Genomic DNA, 23112 nt, shown 5'->3' on the forward strand with positions numbered 1-23112 from the left:
GCCCTTCGGCGAGACGCTTTCAGCGCCGACAGACGAGATTGGCTATACCGGCCACAAGTTTGATGCTGATCTCGGGTTGAGTTATATGCAGGCCCGATATTATGATCCGGTGATTGGGCGGTTTTATAGTAATGATCCCGTAGGTCCTTTAGGGCACCTAGAAAATGGAAATATACAAGGTTTTAACCGTTACGCTTACGCAAACAATAACCCTTATAAGTACACTGACCCTACCGGTGAAGTTCCTGCTATTCCAATCGCTATTGCTGCTGCTAGAGCCTGTGCGTCCAATGCTGCTTGTAGAGGCGCTGTTGTAAAAGTTACAAAAAACTTAGCAGATAAAGCTCGAAAAGCTAAACAGCGAGAGCGTAGAAATGAACGACGGCAGCGTAATTCAAGAGATAATAACGACCCGAATAAACAGAATCAAACAGGAACTAATAAAGAGCGGTTTGAAGGCAAGCAAAATGCTAAAAAGCAATCGAGCGGTAAAAAAGAGAAAAGCGATAGTAGGCAAGGGAGTGATACCAAAACTCAGCGTGGGCGCAACAATCAAAAGAGAGATGACGGAAAAAAAACAAATGCGACAGAAAAACAGGCAGGCAACAGAGGGAGTCGAGATCCTGATGACAAATTTTAAAGGTATCAGAAATGCCTAAGAGACGTTCTGGTCGAGAAATTCCCAGCTCAAAAAATAAATTTATTGATGATTTTTTGCATAGCATTAAGAAGAGAGGTAAATCTTTAAAACACAAAACCTCATTTATGAGTTGTGATAAAGTTTTTACCGAAGAAGAAGGTGTTAGGCTTGAAAAAGTCGAATTGAAGCTTTCTCCTGGCCATTCAGCTAGTGCTAGTTGTACGCTGGAAATTCATGTATGGGAAGACCGATGGATAAGATTATTATTTTCAGAGTGGAAAGATAACGCTTGGGACTGGTCGTGGAATATTGAAGGTTCAATATTGCCGGTATATGACGGAAAATCAATAATTGAGGCGATTGAATCCACTCTGCTCCAATCATTTGAAATGTCAGCATCAAGCACTAACAGATTTGATCAGGTATGGAGGCCAATATTGGCGAGAGAGCCAGAATTGGTTAGGTAGAGGCCTTGAGTGACGCCTGGGAGAAAAGCAGAAAAGGGAACGGAGTTAGACTTTTTGTCAAGCTATTGAAAAAAGTACAGGGTTACATTGGGTAACATGAACCACCGATCTTGAGGGACGCCTGCAACTTAGCAACTGATTAAAATTTTCTGCGTTGTGTCAGCCTTGCGGTATTGGCTTAAGTTGCACAGTTGCAGGCGTCCCTCAAGGCGCAGGCGTCCCTCAAGGCGGGAAGCAACGCCTGTCTGCCGACCTGCCAACAGAGAAAATTATCTGTAAAACCTTACCCGATTCCACTTCTTAACCAAGCCGGATCAAATGCGGATACATACCCTTTATTCCGTGATATGCTCTCGCACCCTGTGGGCTCCTAAGATCACCTGTCACATAAAACACCATTTAAAGCCGCGAAAACTTCATGCGCCACAACTCAGTTTCTCATTGCTCTCATGTCAACACTTCCTAAAAAAGCGCCAACCAGCTCACCGGATACCATTCGAGCAGTTTGGACCATCATGCATTTGGTACTTTCAACAAGTGTAATAATCAGTCTATTAACGGGCTTTAGAATTGCAGCCCACCACCATGAATTTTTACATTGGTTAAAGCCTGTATTGCCCCAAGGCGACGTATTTTCTCTACATATGCTAGCGGCCAGCATTATGTGCTCTACCGTGCTGGCCTACGTATGTTTGCAGATTTATTGCTATCGAAAAAAAGTCACCTACCGCTTGATAAAACCGTCCAAAACCAAAGTCTGGGATTATCATCGCCCAGTACAAACGTTTGGCCTGACACTATGTGGGCTGGCCGTTGCAACCGGTATATTGATCCATCTTGTTCAAGATACCTTGCCGATTGTAAATCCAATAACATACAAAGCATACCTCGCAATGGGATTGCGTTATGCACACCTGATCGTTGCCGCGTTGTTTATCGCCTATATTTTCATGCATGCGGCCAGCTATTTTGTCCTGGGGGGAATCAGCTTTGTAAAGCGTTTTTTCATACCACAAGTAAAGCAACTTCGCTCCCTCAAGGTACTCATATTCGTCAACGCCTCTCTTGTATGCCTGGGCACCTTCATCGTACTACTGGACTACGGTTTTAATGGCGCACGCTGGTTTGCCCATAAACTGAAAGCTGCCAGAATCGACGACTCACAGTGGATCGAAATTGACGGCGTTGCGAATGACGAAGCCTGGCAAACTGCGAAGAGTATCAAGCTTTTTACCTTTGGTGGCACAGGTTTTTATGAAGGCACCACCGAGATTCAGCTCAAATCCCTGCATAATTCACAAGAGATATACTTCCATGTTACCTGGGAAGACCCCAGTGAAAGCATCGCTCACTTGCCTATTGTAAAAACCGCCAACGGCTGGACAGTCAAACACGACGGATTTCAATATTTCAATGAAACCAAGCACTACGAAGATAAACTGGCCATACTCATCTCCCGCTCCTGCAGCATTGCGGCCGCAGGAACCGCGCATCTCGGGCGAAAACCATTAAGAGCCAAACCTGCGAACTGGCATGGCAAGGGCTACCACTATAGCAAGAGCGCAATCAAACACGATTTGTGGCATTGGAAGGCCGTGCGCACCAACGGCAAAGGCCAGGCGGACGACAACTACATTGGACCGCCAGAACCGTCAACCCTGTTTTCACGCCGCTACACAGCCGGCTATCAACAGGATACCAAGCAAAGTGGCGCCTATATAATGAACTGGCAATTATTCAGGCCAGAGGGCGTGCAGCCAAAAAGATTGCCCAGGGACCATTTATTCAGACCTGAGAGTAAAAGCCAATTGTCACAACCGCCAAGTTATGGGACGTGGTTCGACTACGCGGCATATCGACAGCAACTCGATAATTTCCCGGCCGGCCTGGTAATTCCCTCCGTCCTCTACCGATCAAACCAGTTTGAAGGCGACCGCGGAGACGTGCGCGCCAGGGGTGTCTGGAGTAAAGGCTTTTGGTCGCTCGAGCTGGTGCGTAGAAAAAACACACAATCTGACAATGACGTGGCGGTAACGGATGGCACATGTATTTGGGTTTCAGCATTTGATCACGCCCAGATTGGGCACACTCGCCACTTGCGCCCGATTGAAATTAATTTTTGATGAATCAATTGTGAATATTTTCACACTATGCAAACTAATCTGACAAAAAGGCAAAAGGCACGTCTCAGCGGCGTTTTTGTGGCAGTAGTCATGGTATCGCTATTTTTACTTTGGCAGAATTATTGCGCTTATAAAAATAGTGGCGCCTGTAACGTCTGGAAAGATAAATACGCCCACAAAGACGAGCTTGAAGGAGAGCACATTGACACGGATTTATTGCCCAGATTCACAAAAATTTCAAAGACGGGTGAGAAGATTCATCCCTGGTCGGGACCCTGGGCCTGCGTATGGGACAACGTCAACCGAATCTACTGGGAAGTAAAGACCGATGACGAGACAATCCATGACGGTTACTGGAGTTTTTCATGGATGGTGAACGGTGAAGGTGTAGGCGATATGGGAGACTGCTACATATTGGAGCGCCGATGCGACACCCAGGATCTGATAGCAATCAGCAACCGCGAGCAACATTGCGGCAGAACCCATTGGCGCCTCCCCTCGGCAAAGGAGTTGCGATCCCTCTTATATCGTCCTGACAGGCTGGGAGCGGTGAAGGTAAATTCGGCACTTTTCCCCAATATCAAGCGCGGCGATTACTGGACTGTGGAGAGCACCTCACAAAAAGCAAGAGCTTATAACTTTCTACATAACCATCTGCTGGATCTACCCAAGGCCAATGCGGCCTTTACCATCCTGGTAAGCGAGTAAATGGTCCGGATAGCGCTTTTTCGCAGCATTGAGGTACCCGTACTTACACTCTCAGATACTGGAGTATCTACATTTATGAAAGAACTAAAACCCGGTGTAAAGTCAATTTGCCTACTACTCTTGCTGGGCTGCGCGACAACGGTCTTTAGTGCGACAAAGTACCATCGCCTGACCTGGGATGGTAACGCAAGCAGCGAAGCCGTGGTGGGTTTTTCACCATCGGGCGACAGCCGCTCGCCCTATGTGACGTACGGCACATCGACCGACGAATCCCAGTGGGCTCAGGTCTATGCCGATGTTCAACGAACCTTTTCTTCATCGCTTTCAAGTTATTTTGTCCGTTTAGAGAACTTACCGTCCAACTCCTCGATTTACTATCGGGTATGCGATCAAGACGGGTGCGGCCAGAGATTTTGGTTTAGAACCGCACCGGCCGACAATTCACCCTATACCGTCATAGCCGGTGGGGACACACGCTCCGGTTGGACGACACGCAGGAAAGGTAACCAGTTAGTCGCTAAAATCCGGCCGTTGTTTATCATGCATGGTGGCGACTTTACCAATGCCAACAGCGCCTATGAAATGGGGGAGTTTTTAAAAGACTGGCAACTGACATTTTCTTCCGATCAAATCGACGGCAAGAGTTACAAGCGCATTTACCCGATTGTTCCAACCCACGGCAATCACGAAGACGGCAACTTCTCGACACTGTGCCAGGTCTTTGGCGTCGACTATTATCGTGATGGGAACTGTAACGCGAGAGACACCGTCGGTGCAGTCCAAATTTCACCACTACTGCGGGTGTACACACTGAATTCGCAGTTTCGAAGAAGCGGCTGGTCTTCCTATGCCAACTGGATGAACAACTGGCTGGACGACGATTTGCGAACCGCAGGGACCTCGGTCAACTGGCGGTTCGCCCAATACCACAAGCCGATGTTTCCACACTACTCCGGCAAAAGCGAAGCGGAAATCTTGCATAGCTGGTGGGGAGACATGTTTTACGATCGCAGTGTGAATCTCGTGATTGAATCGGATACGCATATTAATAAAATAACCAAAATTGTTCGCCCTACCAGCAGTTCATTTGCAACAGCGAGCGCCGGCACTGTTTATGCGGGCGAAGGCAGTTGGGGCGCACCGGCACGTTCGGCCAATGATCCGAAATCCTGGACCCAGGACCTGGCAAGCATTCAGCAATTCAAAGTGTTACAAGTGAAAACAGACAAACTACAATTGCGCACAGCCCAGTTCAACAGCTCGGCACAGGCCCTGAGTCGGGCTGAGCGCACTAATGATCCGCTGGCGCTACCGAATGGCGTAGACTGGTGGTCGGCAAATGGCGTGGGGGAGGTTATGCAGTTGGGCCTCGACAGCAGCGCGCGAACCATCGCTTACGGCGATGGTGGTGGAGGTGGTGGCCCTGATGGTGGCTCGGGTACCACGGTAAAACTCAACGCCAATGAAGATACTTTTGTCGCGCAATCACGCCCTTCTTCTAATTACAACGGCAGCAGCGAAGGCTTGCTCGCCGACGGCAGCGACTCTACTTACGGCAGTTTAATGTCGTTGCTTAAATTCGACGTATCGAGCCTGCCCGAGTGTTCCGAGGTCACCGCAGCCACTTTGCGACTGCGTGTAACCAATCGCTCACAAGGGAATTACCTGGTGCACAACAGCACCATCAACTGGAGTGCCGACTCAGCGACATGGACCGCTGTGTCCGGTGCCGATGTCAAAGGTGAGATCGCCGCTGAATTCCTACCATCCTCCACGGGATACCGGAATATCCCATTGAACCAAACCGGTGTAGCAGCGACTAACCACTGGTTAGAGGGCAGCAACAACGGTTTCGTTATCGCCTCGGGCGGCACCGGGGACGGCCTGGATTTTTATTCCAGCGAACAGGGCTACGGACCCGAACTACAGCTCGTCTATAAACAGAGATCGAACTGCAACGGCAACCCGGATGACAACACCAGCACGACAGTTTATCAAGGTTCATTGGAGAACAGCAGCGCTTCCGATGTACAACCCGGCGGGCAGTGGTTTGAGTTCGCTGGCGGAAAGCTGCAGGCAAAACTAAGCGGCCCGATAGATAGCGACTTCGATTTGTACTTTTATCGCTGGAACGGCTCAGCCTGGATCATGGTTGCAAAATCTGAAAGTTCGAACGCCAATGAGGCCATAAATCAAACCGTCGAGCCCGGTTACTATTACTTCCGCGTCTATTCCTACTCCGGCAGCGGCGACTACCATTTCAGTCTGACGAGATAGCCGGCGAAACCAGCAGCCTTGTCAATGAGGCTGCTGCTTCCACGACCCTTGAGTTATCGCACACTAATACAGATAGACACTACCGACGTCATCCGCATCAGTGTTGTCCCGATCGCCGCCAATACCTGTGGCGTTGCTGTCTTCCGAGCTACAGGAATAAGGGTCAAATCTTGACTAATAACATTTAGGTTCGAAACAATATCTTTTTCCATACCAAATCGGCGGTGGGTCTCTTCGAGACGTAGCAGAAGCACTTGACATACCTATCACCGTGAGATGTCCACTTACGACTCTGGTTATGATTTTACGTAGTAATACGCTCTCTAATGTTTCACTCGCAACGAACGAGCCATCTTGGGAACGGCCTGCTTCAAAAAGTAGAGGAAAGAGGAATATATCTCATATTTAAGCAATTACTATTAGTCAAGATTTGACCCCCCACCCCGGCCCCCCCACCCCGGCAGGTGAAAATCCAACAGCACTCTGGTAGCATTGCGACGGCGCAATCTCCCTGTAACGCATTTGAGTTCGTTAGTTTTCACGGTTTTTCGCCACGCCTTAAGACCCTTTTGACACGCTAGCATGACTAACGACACCTTATATGGAGGTTCACAATAATGTTGAAGGTTCTAATCCCTATTCTCACCCTGACACTGGTTGCCTGCTCGCAAGAGCCGGAAACAACAACCACACCGGCACCCGCCGAACCCGCCGCTGCGGCACCGACCGCAACCCCGCCGGCACCAGAGGCCGACCCCCTGGAAGCAACGCTGGCAGCACAAAGCACCGAACACAAGGCCCGATACGCCCACCGCAACCCGCGGGAGACCCTGGAATTTTTCGGTATCGAACCGGGCATGACCGTGGTGGAGGCACTGCCCGGCGGCGGTTGGTATACAAAGATACTCTTGCCCTACCTCGGCACTGAAGGTGCGCTTGCCGGCGTCGATTACGCCCTGGATATGTGGCCGAAGTTCGGCTTCTTCAGCGACGAGCAGTTAGAAGCCAAAAAGACCTGGATTCCCACCTGGACCGCGGACGCCAATACCTGGCGCACGGAAGACAGCGCCGAAGTCAGCGCCTTTGTCTTCGGCTCCATGCCCGAGGACCTCGAGGGCAGCGCCGATGCCGTACTGTTTATTCGCGCCCTACACAACCTGAATCGCTTCGAGAACGACGGCGGCTACCTTACCACCGCCCTCGGCGATGCCTACCGCGCGCTAAAACCCGGCGGCATTGTCGGCGTGGTGCAGCATGAAGCCCCCGCGGAGATGCCCGATGACTGGGCCGACGGCTCTAAAGGCTATCTAAAGCGAGCGAATCTGATCGCCAGCATGGAAGCCGCCGGGTTCGAATATGTGGATTCAAGCGATATCAACGCCAACCCCAACGATCAGCCCACCACCGAGGATGTCGTCTGGCGCCTGCCGCCCATGCTGTTCACCAGCCGCGATAACCCGGAACTGCGGGCACAAATGCAAGCTGTCGGCGAATCCAATCGCATGACACTGAAATTTCGCAAACCCGGTTGATCGCGACAGCCGGTCGCAACCGCGACCGGCTCCTTTGCTGCCCGACAACACCACACATACTTAAGCGCCCCCTTGTTAAGCCCGACAACTTCTCGCAGCTATTCCAGCGCAACCACTCCGACTCAGCTGCCTCAGTACCTCAGTAATGTTATGTCAAACAGCGATTTAGAGAACTCTCCTAAGTCAAATAAGTTATTGAGTGCTGAAGGACGTTTTACCCGAGCAGCCGCCCCTGCCGTGCAAGAATCTGGTTACAGTAAGAAACAACCGGCAGATTCCGACCCGGCGACCCAAGTTTCATCGGCACAATCGACATTGTTGGATCGTGCAACAAGCGCTATTAGACTGCCTGTTCTTCAACAACGATTGCTTCAACACTGACGATTTATTGCAAAAAGCCGCTGGAACAGCGACGGAATTTTAAAATAAATAGGATATATCCGATAAACCCGCCTAGTATCTCGTCCGGTATTCGCTTAATGCCGTTTTGTTGCGTTCCCTTCGAAGCGAGACCGTTCGGTCAGCGAAACCGGCGTTCCCGATGAGAAGAATGCCTGCCACACGTCAACAGTCTTTGCTGTGTAGCAACAGTCTTCACTAGCGGACGGTCCCCGCCAACAACGCATCAAGCAGTAATAAAAAGTCACAATAAAACCAAATTGAGAGATGATATGAACAAAAAACTTCTTAGCGCGTTATTGGTGTACCAACTTTTTGTGGCTGTGCAGTCACATGCCATTTCGGAAAGCGAGGCCGTCGACAGTCTGGCCCAGGGGTGTTATCTGCTCAAATCCCCCGCAACCGGCCGCTACGTCAAACAGTATCATTCCGGCGGCATCGAAAACGACGGCGAGAGCTTTGCGTTTTACGCCACTACGCCAGCAGAGGCTAACCGCTTCTTTTTCAAACCCACCATGTTCAAACACTTTATGCTAACCAACCGGGCCGGCCGCTACCTGGCGTCGCGGCTGCCGGCGGAACCCACCGCCGGCACCGGCCCCGGCAAATTTTCCGAGTGGAAGTTCACCGCCGTTGCCCGGGGCAACGACCAGTTCTACTACCGCCTGCGCGGCTCGGGTCTGGGGCGGGACCTGCGCCACCATTTTGTCACCAACCGCTTCTACTTTTTTGATCTGCTCAATCCGAATAACAATGACAGCGAAGACCTATTTGAACTGGTTCCCGCAACCGACTGCGTCGGTCATCCCGAAATGGAGGTCAACGTCAGCGGCAATACCGACGTTCTAAAAGGCGATATCAACGGCCCCGTGCGCGGTTTTATCGACCCCCACACCCATATCACGTCCTATGAATTTATGGGCGGCAAATTTATGGCCGGCGAGCCCTTCCACCGCTGGGGTGTGGCCTCGGCACTGAGCGACAGCAGCGACATTCACGGACCCTGGGGCGCGCTCGATATCATCGGCAACTTCTACGCGCAGAACGATGCCAACTTCCGCTACGACACCCGCGGTTGGCCGGAATTTCCCTACTGGCCCACGCACACCGATCAAAGCCATATGGGCTACTACTACCGATGGATCGAGCGGGCTTATTTGGGCGGCCTGCGTATCATGGTCTCCCATGTAGTGGAGAACAAGGTGTTGTGCACAATCCAGTCCACCGTCAACCCCGCCAGCTGGATCAACCCCAACAGTTGCGAAACCATGGATAGCGTGCGCCTGCAATTGCAGCGGCTGCGCGAGATGCAGGACTATATCGACGCCCAGGCCGGCGGTCCCGGCGCTGGTTTTTTCCGCCTGGTATCATCGCCGCAGCAGGCCCGGGCAGTGATCGCCGACGGTAAACTGGCGGTGGTTATCGGCGTCGAGGCGTCTGAAATTTTCGATTGCGGCATCCAGACCACCTGTACCCGCCAGAGCATCGAAAACCAATTGCAGGAACTTTATGCTGCGGGCGTGCGCAGTATTTTCCCCGCCCATAAGTTCGACAACCAGCTCTCCGGTTCCCGCGTCGAGGATGGCCTGATCAACGCCGGACAGTTTTTCAGCGCCGGCTATTTCTTCGACACCGAACAGTGCGACGACCATACCCGCGGCGCGCATATGACATCGGGTTTCCCGGTAGTCGGTGAAATCCCCGTGCTCGGCGATATCGTCAACGGCATTCTCGGCAACCCCGAGTACGACGGGACCATCAAACACTGCAATCAACAGGGCCTGTCGGAGCTGGGGGTATACCTGGTCAACCGGATGATCGATATGGGCATGATTATCGAACTCGATCACGCCAGCACCAAGGCGGCCGACCAGATCATGGAGATCGTCGAAGCGCGCAACTACAGCGGTATCGTATCCGCCCACAGTTGGATGGACAGGGCGCCGGACGGCAGCCTGCACAACAACACCGTGCGCCTGGCACAAGCCGGCGGCTTTATCACACCCTACAACTGGGAAACCCCCAGGATCGCCGGCGACATCGGCGAGTACCTGGACCTGGTCGAAACAACGCCCTATCTCAACGGTGTCAGCTTCGCCACGGATATGAGCGGTCTCGGCACCCAGGCCGGACCCCGCGCCGACGCCGCGGAAAATCCGCTCAACTATCCTTTCACCACCGAGTTCGGGCTGGTTTTCGACAAGCAGAAATCCGGCAATCGTATTATCGACTACAACACCGAGGGCGTGGCCCACTTCGGCATGGTAGCCGATCACCTGCAGGACATTCGGGAACAGGCACCGGCACGTATCTATGAAGCCGTCATGAATTCGGCCGAGGCCTATCTGCAAATGTGGGAGCGGGCCGGGGCAAATACCGATACCGATTACTATGATCCGCTGGAGCTGGAAGTACGGATCGTCAATCGCGCCACCGGCAAGTGCCTGGATATCCCCGGCACTGACAACGGCGTCGTGGACGGTCAGCGGGTAAATCAATGGGACTGCGCCCACCAGGCAGCCGACCAGCGCTGGATTTTCGACAAAGCCAACGGCATGCTGCGCAACAGCGTCAATCCAAACCTGTGCCTGGATGCCCGCGCGCCATCCAACGGTAGCGATGTCAGCCTGCGCACCTGTGAAGACAGCGATAACTCCCGCTGGGTTTACGACGGCTACGTACTGCGCAGTAAAAACAATACCAACTACACGCTCGATGCCGGCACCAATACCCGCAATGGCGATCGGGCCCTGATGTGGTGGAACCACGGCGGTCACAACCAGGACTGGGAACTGCGCGCCGAGCGGGAAGCCTATGTGTGGACCAGCTTCCGCACTCACATGGGTAGCGGCTGTCTGGAGGTCGAGGGCGGCAACCTCACCAACGGCACCCACCTGAAACTCGGTCGTTGCGACAACACCGACAAGCAGAGCTGGTTCTACGAACCCGGCAGCGGCCTGTTACGCAGCGCCCTCGGTTCCAATAAGTGTATGGATATACCGAGCTTCAATACCGCAAACGATACCGATATCGTTCTCTGGGACTGCAACCATGGCGCCAATCAGCAGTGGAGTCTCGACAACGGGGTTTTCCGTTCGCGATTCGACCCGAATAAAGTCATAGACGCAAACAGCGGCTCTCACGGTGCCGATATCTCGGTCTGGGACTATCACGGCGGCGATAATCAGCGCTGGCGCGCAGTTTTGCACTGACGCAGGTTTTCAATCAGGTATTATCGAGGGACTGGCTTAGCCAGTCCCCGAACCTTATCATCAGGGGCAGTATTCGCAGGTAGTATCCACTATGCCTCCCGCCAGTTACCGCTGCCGGCAGCACCAACCAATCCTTATGCGGTGCTGTTACCCGCGTCCCAGTCGATACGGCTCGCTGCCGTTGCTGATGCTGATGCTGATGCTGATATGGTTGCGGTCGCTCGCGCTGCCATACATACGCGCCGTGCCGTTGTGATCCGAACTCCAGGGATAGAGGTAATACCAGTGAGTTTGCAGTTGGTCGTAATTATCCAGTGAATCCTTATCTATCACAATTTCCCAGCGTTCCGCCTGTGTTTGGCTGGCACCTAGAACAACACCCAATACAAGACATAACAGAAATCTATGCCATTTTCGGTATCGCATTTTCTGTCTCCTCGAATTGAGTCGCCACTGATGGCGTAAGGCCATTGACGCCGGCGACGCTTATCGGGGGAGTAGTCTACAGCCCTCGGACAAGGTTGTCAGAATTCACACTTCTGCGGAAATACTCGAATCACCGATGCCGCGCAGTCTCCAGATACCAGACGATCGGCCGCTAAGGAACTGGTACCACCGGCGGCCGCTGCCGGTAGATAGCATTCACCGCAGCCGGGCGCCTTGCCCGTATGTTACTTCAACAGTTGTGCGTACAGGCCGGTGACTTCGTTCATGCCTCGCAACATCGCATCAGTGGTACCGGTGACCACCTGGACCAGGCGTTTGCTCGACAGGCTCATAACCCCGTCAAACCCCTTGACGGCGTACCTGAGCTGCCCTTTCACCCGGTCCAGCCGGCTCCGTATCTGCTCGGTATTGACCGGGCTCTCGTAAAGGTAATCGAGCATAGTCCCGTACTCGGCCAAGTCTGCAGCAAGCGCCGACTTACTCGTATCGACATTGATCCCCCAATGACTGGCGAGGAAGTTCTTGGCAATACGCTGCGACAGCATGCGCTGGCGGCCGGCAACGTTGATCAACTCCGCCTTGGTGGTACCGGACAGGACCTGCAGTTTTCCCACATAAGCGTGGGCGGCAGCCAGTAACGTGTCACTGCGCTCAATCAACAGGGCCGCGCTTTCTTTGCTGACCTCGCCCAACGCCAGGGTTTTGTACGGCAGCCACAATTGCTCTACCGCATCCAACTCCCCGCGCACCGCAGCGCCGGGAGCAAACTGCTGCAGGGCAGCGTGATTGCGATCAAATTCATTGATGCTGCGGTTGAGCACCTTGGCACCACGACCGGACTGCGGTTGTAAGCCCATCAACAAATACGACTGCGCAATGCGCTGCGACAACATGCGTTGGCGTCCGGCTATATTGATGGCATCTCCCATGGTGATGGCGGGGTCCTGGACCCGGGCGGCACCCGCCGCCGCCAGCCCCAGCGCGGCGCTCAGCAGTAACGTCAATAGTCGAGTTATCATAGCGGAACTGTCCTCATAATGTTCATACACCCACACCTCGTAAAAGCCGGTTGCCCGGCCAGTCTTTTTTCACAAACCCGTTTCAGCACTTCTATCTTTGCGATGCTGTTTTCACATCGCAGCTTCGAGTAACAACTGCGATTCCTGGTAACGCCTTTATCAGCCTTCTATCAGCCTTCTATCAGTCTTTTGCAATTCTTTTGCCACCAGTCCACGGCATAAGTTTGTAATGACCCGAAGCCGCGCAACTGCGGGCAGGGTAGCGATACCGCGCAATCGCCGCCGCCCCCGATCGACCCAATACAGTGCGACGACCGTGCATCAGGGCATTAAAATAGCGCAACAGTCATCACATTCCCGCCCCGTTTGCGCCCGACTGCCGCCGCATCCGGTCTCCGCGCCCAGTCACAGGGCGGCGGCGCACAAAACCTCATTTGGCATCATTCAGCTTATGTTCATTTCCGCGGGCATACATTACTCGCCACTAAAGCCATTCCCGGTTGCGGGAGCGGCATGACTCTTCGGGCGATGCGGGGGCCTGGGCAATGCAGAGCATTCGTTTGCGTTACTTGACACTGTGTGTGATTTGTTTGGCACTGCTATCAGGGAACAGCCATGCCACCGAGCGCACACTGCTCAAAAGCAGCACTCTGCAACGCTGGATAACCACGGACCTACTCTCCTACCTCACCTTCGAATTCAACAATCACCCGCGCTTCAAAGGGCAAAAACTCGCGGTAAAAGCCGAAGGGGGCGACCGCCTGGCAGCAGCCCTGCACGATACCTTGCAGGACCGGTTGTTGAATGTCAGCGGCCTGCAATTGGTTTCCACATCCGCCCGCAGTAATTTCAATCCCACCGGCCCCAACAGTATCGACGACCTGACCTGCAACACTGCGCACGGTGCAGATTACTACCTGCGCCTCAGCGTCACGAACCTGGGCACCTCGAAAACTGAAGTGCGACTGCTGATCGAGGACGCCGCCAGCGGCGCTGCGGTGACAGGCTTTGGGAAACAATGGCAGGGGCGGTTGTCGCGCCACGAGCGGCGCCTGCAGCGGCAAAAACACAGCGCCCGGACACCGCTGGGCACCACCGACCAGCCCTACAGAGCCAGCCAGCCCGAATTGGCGGCACGGCACCTGGCGCTTCATATTGCCTGCGGCCTGCGACCCGAGGTCGGCACTGTGACGGCTATTTACTGGCAGGCGCCCGCGGTCTCCTCGATCAGTTTCGATAACACCCTGACAATCGCCAGACACTACCTGCACAGCTTCCGGGAGTTTACTTTGGCGCAACAACCGCAACAGGCCGACGTCACGCTGCAGCCCCAGGAGGCGCCGCTCGGACCCGGCCTGCACCAGCTTTGGCTCACCGGTGTAGCCGCCAACTCGAACACCCCGCTGCCCGGTGTCAATGCTGTGGCTTATATGGCGATAGAGGACCGCGCGGCCGGCGTGCTGCATCGCCGCCGGATCGAGCAGCCGGGAGAACTGACAGCCGGCATCCTGCCGCCGGCCATCGAGCCGGCACCGCCAACAATTACCACACCGCGCAGCGACCAGCCAAACAGTGATCCCCTGGATGCCCTACAGGTCAATGTCGTGGAGGTGGAACAAAAAACCCGCCGCGGGCAGCGCGCCGATCTCTACTTCACGTTGCGCATTCGCAATCAGTCGGACTGGCCCATCGCCTATTCGTTTACGCTCTCGGGCGGTCACTTCGACCGTTGCCGTCCCTACAACCGCGACTACCGTCACGAAAAGTTCGGCACCCTGCGCGAGACCATCGGCCCCGGTGAGACACAGGTGGAGGAACTGGTGATCCGCGACCTGCAACACAATCCCGGTCGCCTGTCCTCGCGCCACAAATGTGCCGGCGTGGTGGACCTCGACGGCTTCGAGAAATTCGCGTTGCGCGGCAACAAAGTTATCGACTATGTCAACTGGTCTCTCTAGACCCGGACACACTGTGGAGACAAGTCCCATGACACAGCTACTCGGTTTTGCAACAGGTTTTCTGATGTCGGTCGGTGTGGTTTTGTATGTTACCGGCGAGGCGCCCTGGCGCGATACGGTGTGTAAAGTGATGCCGGGGTGCGAGGCGGGTGCCGATACGGCCACAGCGCAACCGGAATCTGGCGCCATACCGAACCCCGGCGACAAATCCGGGCCCGTCGTCAAACCCAAACCTGTTGTCAAATCCGAGGCTGTTGCCAAACCGGAAACCAAAGCCAACCCAGAAACCAGAGCCAAGCCGGAGACCGAAGTCAAACCCCTCGTCAAATCGATGGCGAAAGCCGAACCGGCGACAAAATCGGTGAAAGATACCGCTGCGGCGACATCCCCCCAGGCAGCAAAGAAAGTAAAGCCGCTGCACCGGCCGGAAACAATCGTACCCCAGGAAAAAGCGCTGGTAACCGTGCCGACAGCACCGGCGCCAAAAATCTGGGATGCGCAAAGCGCGGCAACACCCGCCGGCGTATTGGCACCGCCGATCACCGGGCCCGAAACAACCGATCCGATACCGGCGGTTGCGCGAGCCGCGGCTGTGAACCAGGGTAATCAACAACACATCTTTTGGCCGGCGTTCAACAACGCAGTCTCCGCCTCCGGCTTTGCGGAGCTGATCAACGAGAAAACCGGTCTCGATATCGCCGTAATCAAAGAGAGGCCGGGAAACTATGCCGTGGCAATTGCCTACGAGAATTTGCCGCAACTGCAGCAAAATCTCGACCTGATCGAGTTGGCAGTCGGAGTAAAGCCTCTGCAAGGTAGGCTGCCATGAAAACTTATCACGCGGTATTACTGGTGTTGCTCGCCGTGGCGCAGCCGGCCCTGGCGCTTATCGACAACAGGGAACTGACCCGGGCCTGGCGCGACTACCAGAACCACTCGGCCGGCGCCGAACCGAACGCCGAGTTTCCCTATCAACGCTGTTTCGAACGGGCCGGTGCCGCCCACGATCTGCCGGTCACACTGCTGTTGGCCGTGGCGCGGGCGGAAAGTGATTTCGATCCGCGGGCGCGGTCGCACAAGAACGCGCTCGGGCTAATGCAGATTCGCTGGCCCATTACGGCAAAAGACCTGGGCATTTATCGCAAACGCGACCTCTATCAACCCTGCACCAATGTGGAGGCCGGCGCGCGCTATCTGCGGCGTCTGCTCGACCGCTACCACGGCGACCTGCACCTGGCATTGGCAGCCTATAACTACGGCCCCGGTCGCATCAGTGCGCAAAAGGTCCCCGACGGCGCCCGCTGGTACAGCAGTTATGTGTATCGGCACCTGCGCTATGTCTTGGGCAAATCCGACAACGCCTCCAAGGCGCCGGGCGCCCGGCAGCACAAACAGCGCTATCTCGACGAACGCAAGCAGGTCGTCATGACGTTTCACCAGGCTTACCTCGCCAGAAATCTGCTCGAGTACCTGGAGGAGGCGTCTCCCGATTCCCGCTTCGAGTGGTTCCGGGCACCGCTCGGGCGCCATCAGGTAGTGATTCTCTATCGCGGCCCGAAAGAACACACCCGGGCTCTGGCGACGGTTCGCGGGCTGGGTATTCCGGTGGAGCGAAGATGACGTTTTTTAAATTTCTATACAGGGATTTTTCCATGCAATCTGTTGACACAAAGGGTGGCAATCATGAGTAAACGAAAAGTGGTAGGTGTTCTGGGCAGGGCCGCGGTGGTGGCCTTGATTGTCGGCCAGGGGTCGGCCTGGGCCATGCAGCAAAGAGGTGCTGACGGCCGCCCGCAAATCAACCTGTTTCCCACCTCGGTGGTGGAAAGCCTCAGCGAGGCCTCCCAGGCTGCCAAGGATATGGAAACGGATATGTACGAAGTGGTTGCCGAGTTGGAAAAACAAAAAGAGGTCTACGACCGCACCCAGTGCCAGGGCAGCACGGACAAGGGCTGCACCCAGTTGCGCCGCAATATTCGCCAGGCCTACAAAGATATGCTGGATGTAATGAAGGAGCGCATACCCACCATGCGCGCCACGCTCAATAACACCTCCGATATGATGGGCACCCGCATTCGCTCGGAACTCGGCCGCAAGATGACGCCGGGCGACGTGCAGCGCACCCTGGCCGGACGCGCCACCAAAAGCGGCCTGCCCAGTGTGTCCAGTCGCCCCTCGGCCCGGCAGGGCAAGCTGAGCAAGATGTTCTCGCGCTACTACGACCTGGTCAGGCGCGGCGACAAGCAGGGCCAGGCCCTGCCGGTACTGGCGTCACAGATTTATATCGATTCCATGGAGTCCCTGGATTACCTGGACCTGATCGAGGCGGAAATCGGCTCGCAGAGCACGGAGCTGGTGTTGGAACTGGAATGGGGTGAACTCACCGACCAGCTCACCACCACCGTCGGCGAAGTGAAAACCCTGTTGTGGGGAGAGGGCGAGACGGCGGAAGACATTCTGGACGTGGGCCTCGCCGAAGAAACGGTGGAAGAAAGCTACAGCGACCTTTTAGTAGACTAGCGGGAGAAACGAGATGAACAAACTCAATCGACAGACAATCGTTGCGGGGATAAAAACCTGGCGCCTGTGGATTATCGCCGGGGCATTGCTGGCAGTCGGCGGCTGTGCCTCGCAGTCCAACAGCGTTGCACTGTGCCAGATCAATCCCACCAATAACGTCGACCAAGCCTTTGCGCAAGTATCCGACAAGTTGACGTCGAACGCTTGTCACTACTACTTCGACGACTATGTGCAAACGCTGTTGACAGTGGCGAAAGGATCCCCCGGCGGCGACAACCGGGAGCGGTTTGCCAACCTGATTCGCAGCAGTATCGATCGCGGCGTGATCTCGCAGCGCCAGGGCCAGGAAATCTTCGGCCAGTACTTCGACACGGAGTTCTACACCATCAAGGTCATGCAGCGTAACAATTGCGCCTCCATGCAAAACAAACCGGCGATCTACGCCAGCATGCGCCGCGAATTGACTATGAAGAAACAGGGACTGCTGGATATCGCCAACGATCCGCAGGGCTTCAGGCGCGCCCAGAACCACTATGAAAATATGCAGCATGTGTTCGACGCTGTCGCCCTGGCCTGCGGCCGTGAAGTTTAACGGAGTTCGCGGTCATGGCACGCCATAGCGTCACCTTCGCCAAAGGCGCTTTTTCCGGCGTCTTTACCGGCGCCGCGCTGTGCCTGGTATTACTGTACGCGCTCAATGCCACCGGCGTGGTGATCCTGGCGGTGCCGGCGCTGCCCGGCGTCACCGAGCTGCTCAACGCCGTCTACGCCAACCTGCAGGAGTCGCTGCTGTTTTTTATCGGCGTGCTGGTGTTGTATGTGGTGAAGCTGCGCGAGCTGCGCCGCCAACTCGCCGCGCCGCAACCGGACCTGCAACGGGTAATCAGCGCGGAAAACGCCACCGATCTCTGCGCCAACCTGTTTTTCGGCATCGGCGTGATCTGGACGGCGATCGGCATGCGCGGCGCACTGGTGGCGGCCCTGAGCCACCCGGTGGCCGCCGCCGCGGAGGGCGCCTTTGCCATCCTGCAACGCCTGGTGGACGGCGGTATTCTGCTGGCGTTGAGCACGACCATCTTCGGCGGGGTCGGCGGCTACCTGATGCGGGCCTGGAAAACACTGTCCCTGGGCGGCGCCCTGCACGCATTCTATCTGCACGAGAACCGGCGCCAGGGCGAGGATATTCACGCTGCCCTGCTGAGAATTGAGCAACGGCTGGCGCAATATCAGGAACCGGAACCGGCGCCGCATTCGGCACTGCAGCCACACCCCCAACCACACACAGGACCCCACCCGCAGCCAAGCCCCGAATTCCATTCGCAACAACAGCCTGTAACCCGTACGGCAGCGACTTCTAAAACAGAGGACACCCGCTAACATGTCCGTATTTGGCCACTATTTTCCCAATCGCCACAACGACAGCGCAGAGTTGGAAACGCTGCAAACCGACGTTATGCGCTTTCTGGCGATTATCGCCCTGTGTCTGGCCGCAATTTTCTCGCTGGTGCAGACAGTCTCCATAGCGCCGGTAAAGGATAAACTCCCGCTGGTAAACCGGGACACTCTCTCCCAACAGATCGACCAGTTGATCCAGCGCAAACTCGCCCTGGCCGAAGAACTGGCAGCCATGCAGGAACAACTGCGGAAGACTCGCGAGAGCACCGCGGAGGCGGCCAAAACACTGCAGACCGCCGGTGCCAGTGTCAACGACCTGCGCCGTCAGTTGCACGCCGTGCAGAGCGAGTTGGGCCGGTCCGGCAGACGCCTGGAAACGATGAAAAACGCCACCACCCAGCAAAAACAGACCCTGTCGGCACTGCGCCAGCAGGTGGTTACCGAAACCTTTCGCCTGGACCAGATAACAGCCAAGCTCCCGCGCTCCCGCCCGGCCAGTCCGCCGCAGCCACCCGCCGCCGCTACAGACAATGCCCGCAAGAGCACAACCAATACCAGCCGGGGGCTAACCCTGGGCTTCGCCTCGGTCGACGCACTGCGCCAGTTGATTCGCCGGGGCGACGTCGTTTTTTACGCCCGCGCCGGCAATGCCTTCTGGCGCCTGAACCGGGTTGTCCCTGCGGCCTACCGTAAATCCCCGCCGCCGCGGGCCTACTACGAAATGGTCGGCGTCACGATTCCGCCGGAGTTTGTCACAGCCTTTCACAAAGTCGTGGCCAGCGGCGCCAGCGGCAACCGCTGGGGCGTCACCCTGGCACCGGCGATCAAACGGCAGTTGGACAGCATTCTGGCGCAGGCCACGGACGGTGAGATTGTGATCCGGGCCGACGGCCAGGTGCAGGCGCCTCATTCATCGGGGGTTCAGTTTTGATGCCCTACTATCACAGACTGATTCCCCATCAAGCACTGGACAAACGCACGACAGATGAAAAGAGGTGCACGATGAAATACTTCCATTGGTTTTCAAGGGCATGGTTTTCAAGGACGCGGTTTTCAAGGGCGCGGTTTTCAAAGACGTGGTTTTCAGGTCTGGCCCTGCTGATCGTCGCCGGCGGCGCACTGGCGCAAAACGGCGACGATTTCCGCACCCAACCCGCAAGACACGGCGCAGGTGATACCTATGTGTACGCCGAGGTAGTCAACGTGGAGCCGATTTATGCCCTGGCATCCCCACCCCCGGCAGCAGAGGGCATCTGGCTGGCCGGTACTTGCGGCACCATCGGCACCCGCTGCCGGCCCGAGCGCCACACCGACAGCGCAGTACCTTTGGAATATCGGGTAACTTACAGTTTTCGCGGTCGGGAGTTTCAGACCCGCCTCGACCACGACCCGGGCCAATGGATACGCATTACCTATTCACCCACTCGCTACTGGCGGATGTAGAGAACCGCACTCGCCGGCTAGCCGCAACAGTCCGAGGAGATCAGATGACCGAGGCAATCGCTGCGGTACACAGAAAGCGCATCTTTGAAAACTTTTCCATCGACCTCTCTCGCCGGCGGGTATTTTGCGGTCACCGTGAGGTCGACCTTACCGCCTGTGAATACAAGATACTCGAATACCTGACCGGGCATCCGGGCCAGGTGGTGTCCAAAGAAGAACTGATCGATTTTCTCTACAGCGACAAACCCGGTCGCCCGAGTAACCTGGTGGAGGTTTTTATCTGCCGCCTGCGGCGCAAGCTGGACCCGTCGGGTGAGCATAACCCGGTAGTGACGGTGCGCGGGCGCGGGTATCGTATTGGGTAACGTCAACAGGCCGGCGGTACTTGCTCGCTGATCGACGGCTACCCGCAATGAGCAAGCCGGCAAACTGATTCTCGATGTCACCGGCGGCAAGCGGGCAGCGGCGCTCGATTTCGTGCGGCGGGTCATACTCGCCTATATCATCGGCAACGATGATCTACATTTGAAGAATCTCAGCGTCCAGCGCTTGCCCGGCAACACCGGACGTTACTAAGATAAGCTGACGCCGAATTATGACTGTCTGTTTTGCGAAGCCCTCAAAACAGATACGGCCGGGGTGACAGGCATGGGATTGCTGGCCCTCGGCCTGCTCCATGACCCTGACGACGGCGGTGAATACTTTACTGAAGCCTTCAAGCACTACGGCTACTACACCGGCCAGGATTTTGTCGTGCTCGGCAGTCGGCTGGGTTTACCGGAGAAACCCATTCGGGCGTTTATCCGGAAACTGGCCATCGACCAAAAGAAAATAACCGATACCATCAATCACAGCTATATGCCGGATGACATGAAGGGGCGGGCTATCCAGATGGTTAAAGATCGCATGCAGGCACTGCAGCTTTTGGGTCCGGAGGCCAGTTGATCGACCCGACGGGGCAGTCTGGCGCCAAAGCGATTAAATGCCGTGCAAACCCGGATCACTCCAATACTGATGTTATTGCTGCTCGGCGCGAGCCTGCACGCTGGAGGCGCCACCAATATGCGTCGCCAGAAAACGCTCCAGGGCGGTAAACACAATCAACTCATGGGCCTCGTTGGTGTGCCAGTGCTCACCGTCTTCCAGTTCTATGTACTCCACCGGCTTTTTCAGTTTTTTGAGTCTTTTATACATTTTGCGCGAGTGAATAGCAGGCACCACCGTATCTTTTTCACCGGCAATCAACAACACCGGCGCTTTTATACGCTTTGCCAGATGATAGGGAGAGGCATCTTCCGAATCTTTGCGATCATTCACGATTGCTCGAGGGACTGAGGAAAACACCCGGTCCCGCCCGTCATCGATCATACGCTTCAAGTTAAGTACGCCGTTAATACTGACCGCACAGCGATACAGGTTCGGCGTTTTCGCCACCCCCATGGCAGCGGCATAACCGCCGAAGCTGGCGCCGATAATACAAATGCGGTCGGGGTCGGCAACACCGCGATCAATCACCCACTTGACCCCATCGGTGATATCGTCCTGAATAGCATGACCCCATTGGCCGTAGCCGGCTTCCTGGTGTTCGATACCAAATCCGGTAGAGCCCCTGAACTGGGGCTGTAACACCGCGTAACCACGATTAGCCAGAAACTGCACGTAGTTATCCCACCCCCATTCGTCGCGGCTCCAGGGACCACCATGGGGGTAGACCACCAGCGGCAGGTTTTGCTCTTCCCGACCGACAGGCAGCGTCAAGTAGGCGGGAATCTCCAGCCCGTCCCGCGCCGTGTAGGTGATGCGCGTCATCGGGGCAAATTGCATACCCACCAGCTCCGGACGCTCGGATGCAAGGAATTCCAGCGCGTTACGATTCAAATCAAGCCGGTAGTAATCCGGTGGAGTCACGTCGGAATAGGTGCGGACAATGTAGGTTTTTTTTGCCCGGTCATGTGAAACAATGTCCACCTTCACGTCCGGCAAAGCATTTTTTAACAACTTCAGAACCTTTTTACGGCGGGTATCGACAAAAGGCCCCACCACCTCGCGCGCAGTCAGGTCGTAGCGGAAAATTTTCGCAACGGTGTTTTCATCCTTCGCCAGATTGACACTGCTTACCAAGAGAATATTGGGGTCCTGCTTATCAAAGCGGATGGGCATCAAGCGGTCGTGATGATAATGATCGATTCTCTGCAAAACCTCCCACTGAGCCTCCTCGGTTTCGCGGTAGTAAACGGTCTCTCGCAGCCCTCTGTTGGTAGGGCGTTTAACACCGACCCGCACTACGCCCCGACTATCCACTATCCAGTTGTGGATTCCCTTTTTGTTTTTCACCACACGGCGGCTCTTGCCGGTATTTACATTGACCAGGTCCACTTCCGGCGCCGCCCATAAGGTCGGTGAATTATCCAGTGCAGCCAGAATATGATCCGGGTCGTGCTCAAGCCAGTCCACGACAGTGGCGTGTTGGCGATAATACCCCCGTAAATTGGTGGTCATTGGCAACACTTTCATGGATTTGCCCTTGCGGCTCGCAGTGACCAGTCGGCTCAGACTCCACAGCGAACCTCGTGATTTTACATTGGAGCGAATACTCACTATCAAGCGCTCATCATTGGCCCAGTCGTACCAACTGAAGAAAAATTCGCCGATGCTGAAAGGCACCGGGTCCTCTTTGGTTCGATCGGTTTCGGTATACAACTTTTGCACCACCATCAGGGGCCTGCCGTCCAGCGTCAGGGTGACGGCGATACGTTTGCCATTTGGGGAGATCATCGGGTCTTTGAAACGAGGCAACTCGGCAAAGCGCTGCAGGGGAACCTCTTCCGCGCCCCTGGCGTTTGAGGCCAGCAGCAGGCTGAAGGCAATCAACAGTGTCCAGATAAGATTCATAGTAGCGCCACGTATCCAGGGTTATCGGCGGGATAGTAGACAAGTGGACGACCAACGGTGCAAGACCTCTTCCATTGCGT

Annotated in this window: 20 protein-coding genes; 17 read left to right on the top strand and 3 right to left on the bottom strand. The window is 55.5% G+C overall.

Going from position 1 to position 23112, the window contains the following annotated elements; all coding sequences use genetic code 11:
* From FKG94_RS26985 to FKG94_RS27015, 7 genes are all read left to right on the top strand, one after another.
* Positions 1 to 640: RHS repeat-associated core domain-containing protein (locus tag FKG94_RS26985; RefSeq protein WP_142930067.1), on the top strand; the 640-nt coding region annotated here is incomplete at its 5' end.
* An 11-nt stretch (positions 641 to 651) separates the two neighbouring features.
* On the top strand, positions 652 to 1107 hold the full coding sequence (locus FKG94_RS26990) for a hypothetical protein (protein ID WP_142930068.1): 456 nt from the start codon (positions 652 to 654) through the stop codon (positions 1105 to 1107).
* 515 nt (positions 1108 to 1622) lie between these two features.
* On the top strand, positions 1623 to 3230 hold the full coding sequence (locus tag FKG94_RS26995; RefSeq protein WP_179957832.1) for an ethylbenzene dehydrogenase-related protein: 1608 nt from the start codon (positions 1623 to 1625) through the stop codon (positions 3228 to 3230).
* 27 nt (positions 3231 to 3257) lie between these two features.
* Positions 3258 to 3938 carry an Lcl C-terminal domain-containing protein gene (locus tag FKG94_RS27000; RefSeq protein WP_142930070.1) on the top strand — a complete coding sequence of 227 codons (681 nt, stop codon included), beginning with the start codon at positions 3258 to 3260 and terminating at the stop codon, positions 3936 to 3938.
* Entirely contained in the window at positions 3939 to 6215 is a 2277-nt protein-coding gene (locus tag FKG94_RS27005) for a DNRLRE domain-containing protein (RefSeq protein ID WP_246125436.1), read from the top strand. It begins immediately after the preceding gene.
* Between the two features lie 617 nt (positions 6216 to 6832).
* The gene (locus FKG94_RS27010; RefSeq protein WP_142930071.1) at positions 6833 to 7747 is read left to right on the top strand and encodes a class I SAM-dependent methyltransferase; all 915 of its coding nucleotides are present in this window, start codon (positions 6833 to 6835) and stop codon (positions 7745 to 7747) included.
* A 671-nt stretch (positions 7748 to 8418) separates the two neighbouring features.
* Positions 8419 to 11358 carry a ricin-type beta-trefoil lectin domain protein gene (locus FKG94_RS27015; RefSeq protein ID WP_142930072.1) on the top strand — a complete coding sequence of 980 codons (2940 nt, stop codon included), beginning with the start codon at positions 8419 to 8421 and terminating at the stop codon, positions 11356 to 11358.
* Positions 11359 to 11505: 147 nt separating this feature from the next.
* On the opposite strand, the gene FKG94_RS27020 is transcribed toward FKG94_RS27015, so the two are convergent.
* Entirely contained in the window at positions 11506 to 11784 is a 279-nt protein-coding gene (locus FKG94_RS27020) for a hypothetical protein (RefSeq protein ID WP_142930073.1), read from the bottom strand.
* A 245-nt stretch (positions 11785 to 12029) separates the two neighbouring features.
* Positions 12030 to 12824 carry a type IV pili methyl-accepting chemotaxis transducer N-terminal domain-containing protein gene (locus FKG94_RS27025; protein WP_142930074.1) on the bottom strand — a complete coding sequence of 265 codons (795 nt, stop codon included), beginning with the start codon at positions 12822 to 12824 and terminating at the stop codon, positions 12030 to 12032.
* A gap of 545 nt (positions 12825 to 13369) precedes the next feature.
* Between FKG94_RS27025 and FKG94_RS27030 the strand changes: the two genes are divergently transcribed.
* The 10 genes from FKG94_RS27030 to FKG94_RS27075 all read left to right on the top strand — a co-directional run bounded on the left by FKG94_RS27030 (position 13370) and on the right by FKG94_RS27075 (position 21085).
* Complete coding sequence (locus FKG94_RS27030) at positions 13370 to 14782, top strand: hypothetical protein (protein ID WP_142930075.1); 1413 nt, start codon at positions 13370 to 13372, stop codon at positions 14780 to 14782.
* 28 nt (positions 14783 to 14810) lie between these two features.
* The gene (locus FKG94_RS27035; protein ID WP_142930076.1) at positions 14811 to 15611 is read left to right on the top strand and encodes a hypothetical protein; all 801 of its coding nucleotides are present in this window, start codon (positions 14811 to 14813) and stop codon (positions 15609 to 15611) included.
* Positions 15608 to 16402: a lytic transglycosylase domain-containing protein gene (locus FKG94_RS27040; RefSeq protein ID WP_142930077.1), complete on the top strand. Its 795-nt coding sequence runs from the start codon at positions 15608 to 15610 to the stop codon at positions 16400 to 16402. Before FKG94_RS27035 ends, FKG94_RS27040 begins: the two co-directional genes overlap by 4 nt.
* 63 nt (positions 16403 to 16465) lie before the next feature.
* Positions 16466 to 17302, top strand: coding sequence for a hypothetical protein (locus FKG94_RS27045; RefSeq protein WP_142930078.1), 837 nt, complete (start codon positions 16466 to 16468; stop codon positions 17300 to 17302).
* A gap of 13 nt (positions 17303 to 17315) precedes the next feature.
* Positions 17316 to 17894: a hypothetical protein gene (locus FKG94_RS27050; RefSeq protein WP_142930079.1), complete on the top strand. Its 579-nt coding sequence runs from the start codon at positions 17316 to 17318 to the stop codon at positions 17892 to 17894.
* Between the two features lie 14 nt (positions 17895 to 17908).
* Positions 17909 to 18679, top strand: coding sequence for a hypothetical protein (locus FKG94_RS27055; RefSeq protein ID WP_142930080.1), 771 nt, complete (start codon positions 17909 to 17911; stop codon positions 18677 to 18679).
* Position 18680: 1 nt separating this feature from the next.
* Positions 18681 to 19628: a hypothetical protein gene (locus tag FKG94_RS27060; protein WP_142930081.1), complete on the top strand. Its 948-nt coding sequence runs from the start codon at positions 18681 to 18683 to the stop codon at positions 19626 to 19628.
* A gap of 71 nt (positions 19629 to 19699) precedes the next feature.
* Entirely contained in the window at positions 19700 to 20140 is a 441-nt protein-coding gene (locus FKG94_RS27065; RefSeq protein ID WP_142930082.1) for a glycine zipper 2TM domain-containing protein, read from the top strand.
* A 44-nt stretch (positions 20141 to 20184) separates the two neighbouring features.
* Complete coding sequence (locus tag FKG94_RS27070; protein ID WP_179957833.1) at positions 20185 to 20505, top strand: winged helix-turn-helix domain-containing protein; 321 nt, start codon at positions 20185 to 20187, stop codon at positions 20503 to 20505.
* Positions 20506 to 20788: 283 nt separating this feature from the next.
* Positions 20789 to 21085 (top strand): hypothetical protein, encoded by a 297-nt coding sequence (locus tag FKG94_RS27075; RefSeq protein ID WP_142930084.1) that lies wholly within the window; start codon positions 20789 to 20791, stop codon positions 21083 to 21085.
* 72 nt (positions 21086 to 21157) lie between these two features.
* Here the strand turns inward: FKG94_RS27075 and FKG94_RS27080 are convergent, their stop codons facing one another.
* On the bottom strand, positions 21158 to 23032 hold the full coding sequence (locus tag FKG94_RS27080; RefSeq protein ID WP_142930085.1) for an alpha/beta hydrolase family protein: 1875 nt from the start codon (positions 23030 to 23032) through the stop codon (positions 21158 to 21160).
* Positions 23033 to 23112: the final 80 nt, after the last annotated feature.

Origin of the sequence: Exilibacterium tricleocarpae, assembly GCF_007004655.1 — a bacterium.
GTDB classification, from domain to species: Bacteria; Pseudomonadota; Gammaproteobacteria; order Pseudomonadales; family Cellvibrionaceae; genus Exilibacterium; species Exilibacterium tricleocarpae.

Bases quoted from the DNA above. Each gene is read 5' to 3' on its own strand.
- FKG94_RS27000 (WP_142930070.1), top strand. From the start codon at position 3,258: ATGCAAACTAATCTGACAAAAAGGCAAAAGGCACGTCTCAGCGGCGTT.
- FKG94_RS27010 (WP_142930071.1), top strand. From the start codon at position 6,833: ATGTTGAAGGTTCTAATCCCTATTCTCACCCTGACACTGGTTGCCTGC.
- FKG94_RS27040 (WP_142930077.1), top strand. From the start codon at position 15,608: ATGAAAACTTATCACGCGGTATTACTGGTGTTGCTCGCCGTGGCGCAG.
- FKG94_RS27075 (WP_142930084.1), top strand. From the start codon at position 20,789: ATGGGATTGCTGGCCCTCGGCCTGCTCCATGACCCTGACGACGGCGGT.
- FKG94_RS27060 (WP_142930081.1), top strand. From the start codon at position 18,681: ATGTCCGTATTTGGCCACTATTTTCCCAATCGCCACAACGACAGCGCA.
- FKG94_RS27045 (WP_142930078.1), top strand. From the start codon at position 16,466: ATGAGTAAACGAAAAGTGGTAGGTGTTCTGGGCAGGGCCGCGGTGGTG.
- FKG94_RS27070 (WP_179957833.1), top strand. From the start codon at position 20,185: ATGACCGAGGCAATCGCTGCGGTACACAGAAAGCGCATCTTTGAAAAC.
- FKG94_RS26995 (WP_179957832.1), top strand. From the start codon at position 1,623: ATGCATTTGGTACTTTCAACAAGTGTAATAATCAGTCTATTAACGGGC.
- FKG94_RS27080 (WP_142930085.1), bottom strand. From the start codon at position 23,032: ATGAATCTTATCTGGACACTGTTGATTGCCTTCAGCCTGCTGCTGGCC.
- FKG94_RS27065 (WP_142930082.1), top strand. From the start codon at position 19,700: ATGAAATACTTCCATTGGTTTTCAAGGGCATGGTTTTCAAGGACGCGG.
- FKG94_RS27015 (WP_142930072.1), top strand. From the start codon at position 8,419: ATGAACAAAAAACTTCTTAGCGCGTTATTGGTGTACCAACTTTTTGTG.
- FKG94_RS27035 (WP_142930076.1), top strand. From the start codon at position 14,811: ATGACACAGCTACTCGGTTTTGCAACAGGTTTTCTGATGTCGGTCGGT.
- FKG94_RS27005 (WP_246125436.1), top strand. From the start codon at position 3,939: ATGGTCCGGATAGCGCTTTTTCGCAGCATTGAGGTACCCGTACTTACA.
- FKG94_RS27025 (WP_142930074.1), bottom strand. From the start codon at position 12,824: ATGATAACTCGACTATTGACGTTACTGCTGAGCGCCGCGCTGGGGCTG.
- FKG94_RS27030 (WP_142930075.1), top strand. From the start codon at position 13,370: ATGCAGAGCATTCGTTTGCGTTACTTGACACTGTGTGTGATTTGTTTG.
- FKG94_RS27050 (WP_142930079.1), top strand. From the start codon at position 17,316: ATGAACAAACTCAATCGACAGACAATCGTTGCGGGGATAAAAACCTGG.
- FKG94_RS27055 (WP_142930080.1), top strand. From the start codon at position 17,909: ATGGCACGCCATAGCGTCACCTTCGCCAAAGGCGCTTTTTCCGGCGTC.
- FKG94_RS26990 (WP_142930068.1), top strand. From the start codon at position 652: ATGCCTAAGAGACGTTCTGGTCGAGAAATTCCCAGCTCAAAAAATAAA.
- FKG94_RS27020 (WP_142930073.1), bottom strand. From the start codon at position 11,784: ATGCGATACCGAAAATGGCATAGATTTCTGTTATGTCTTGTATTGGGT.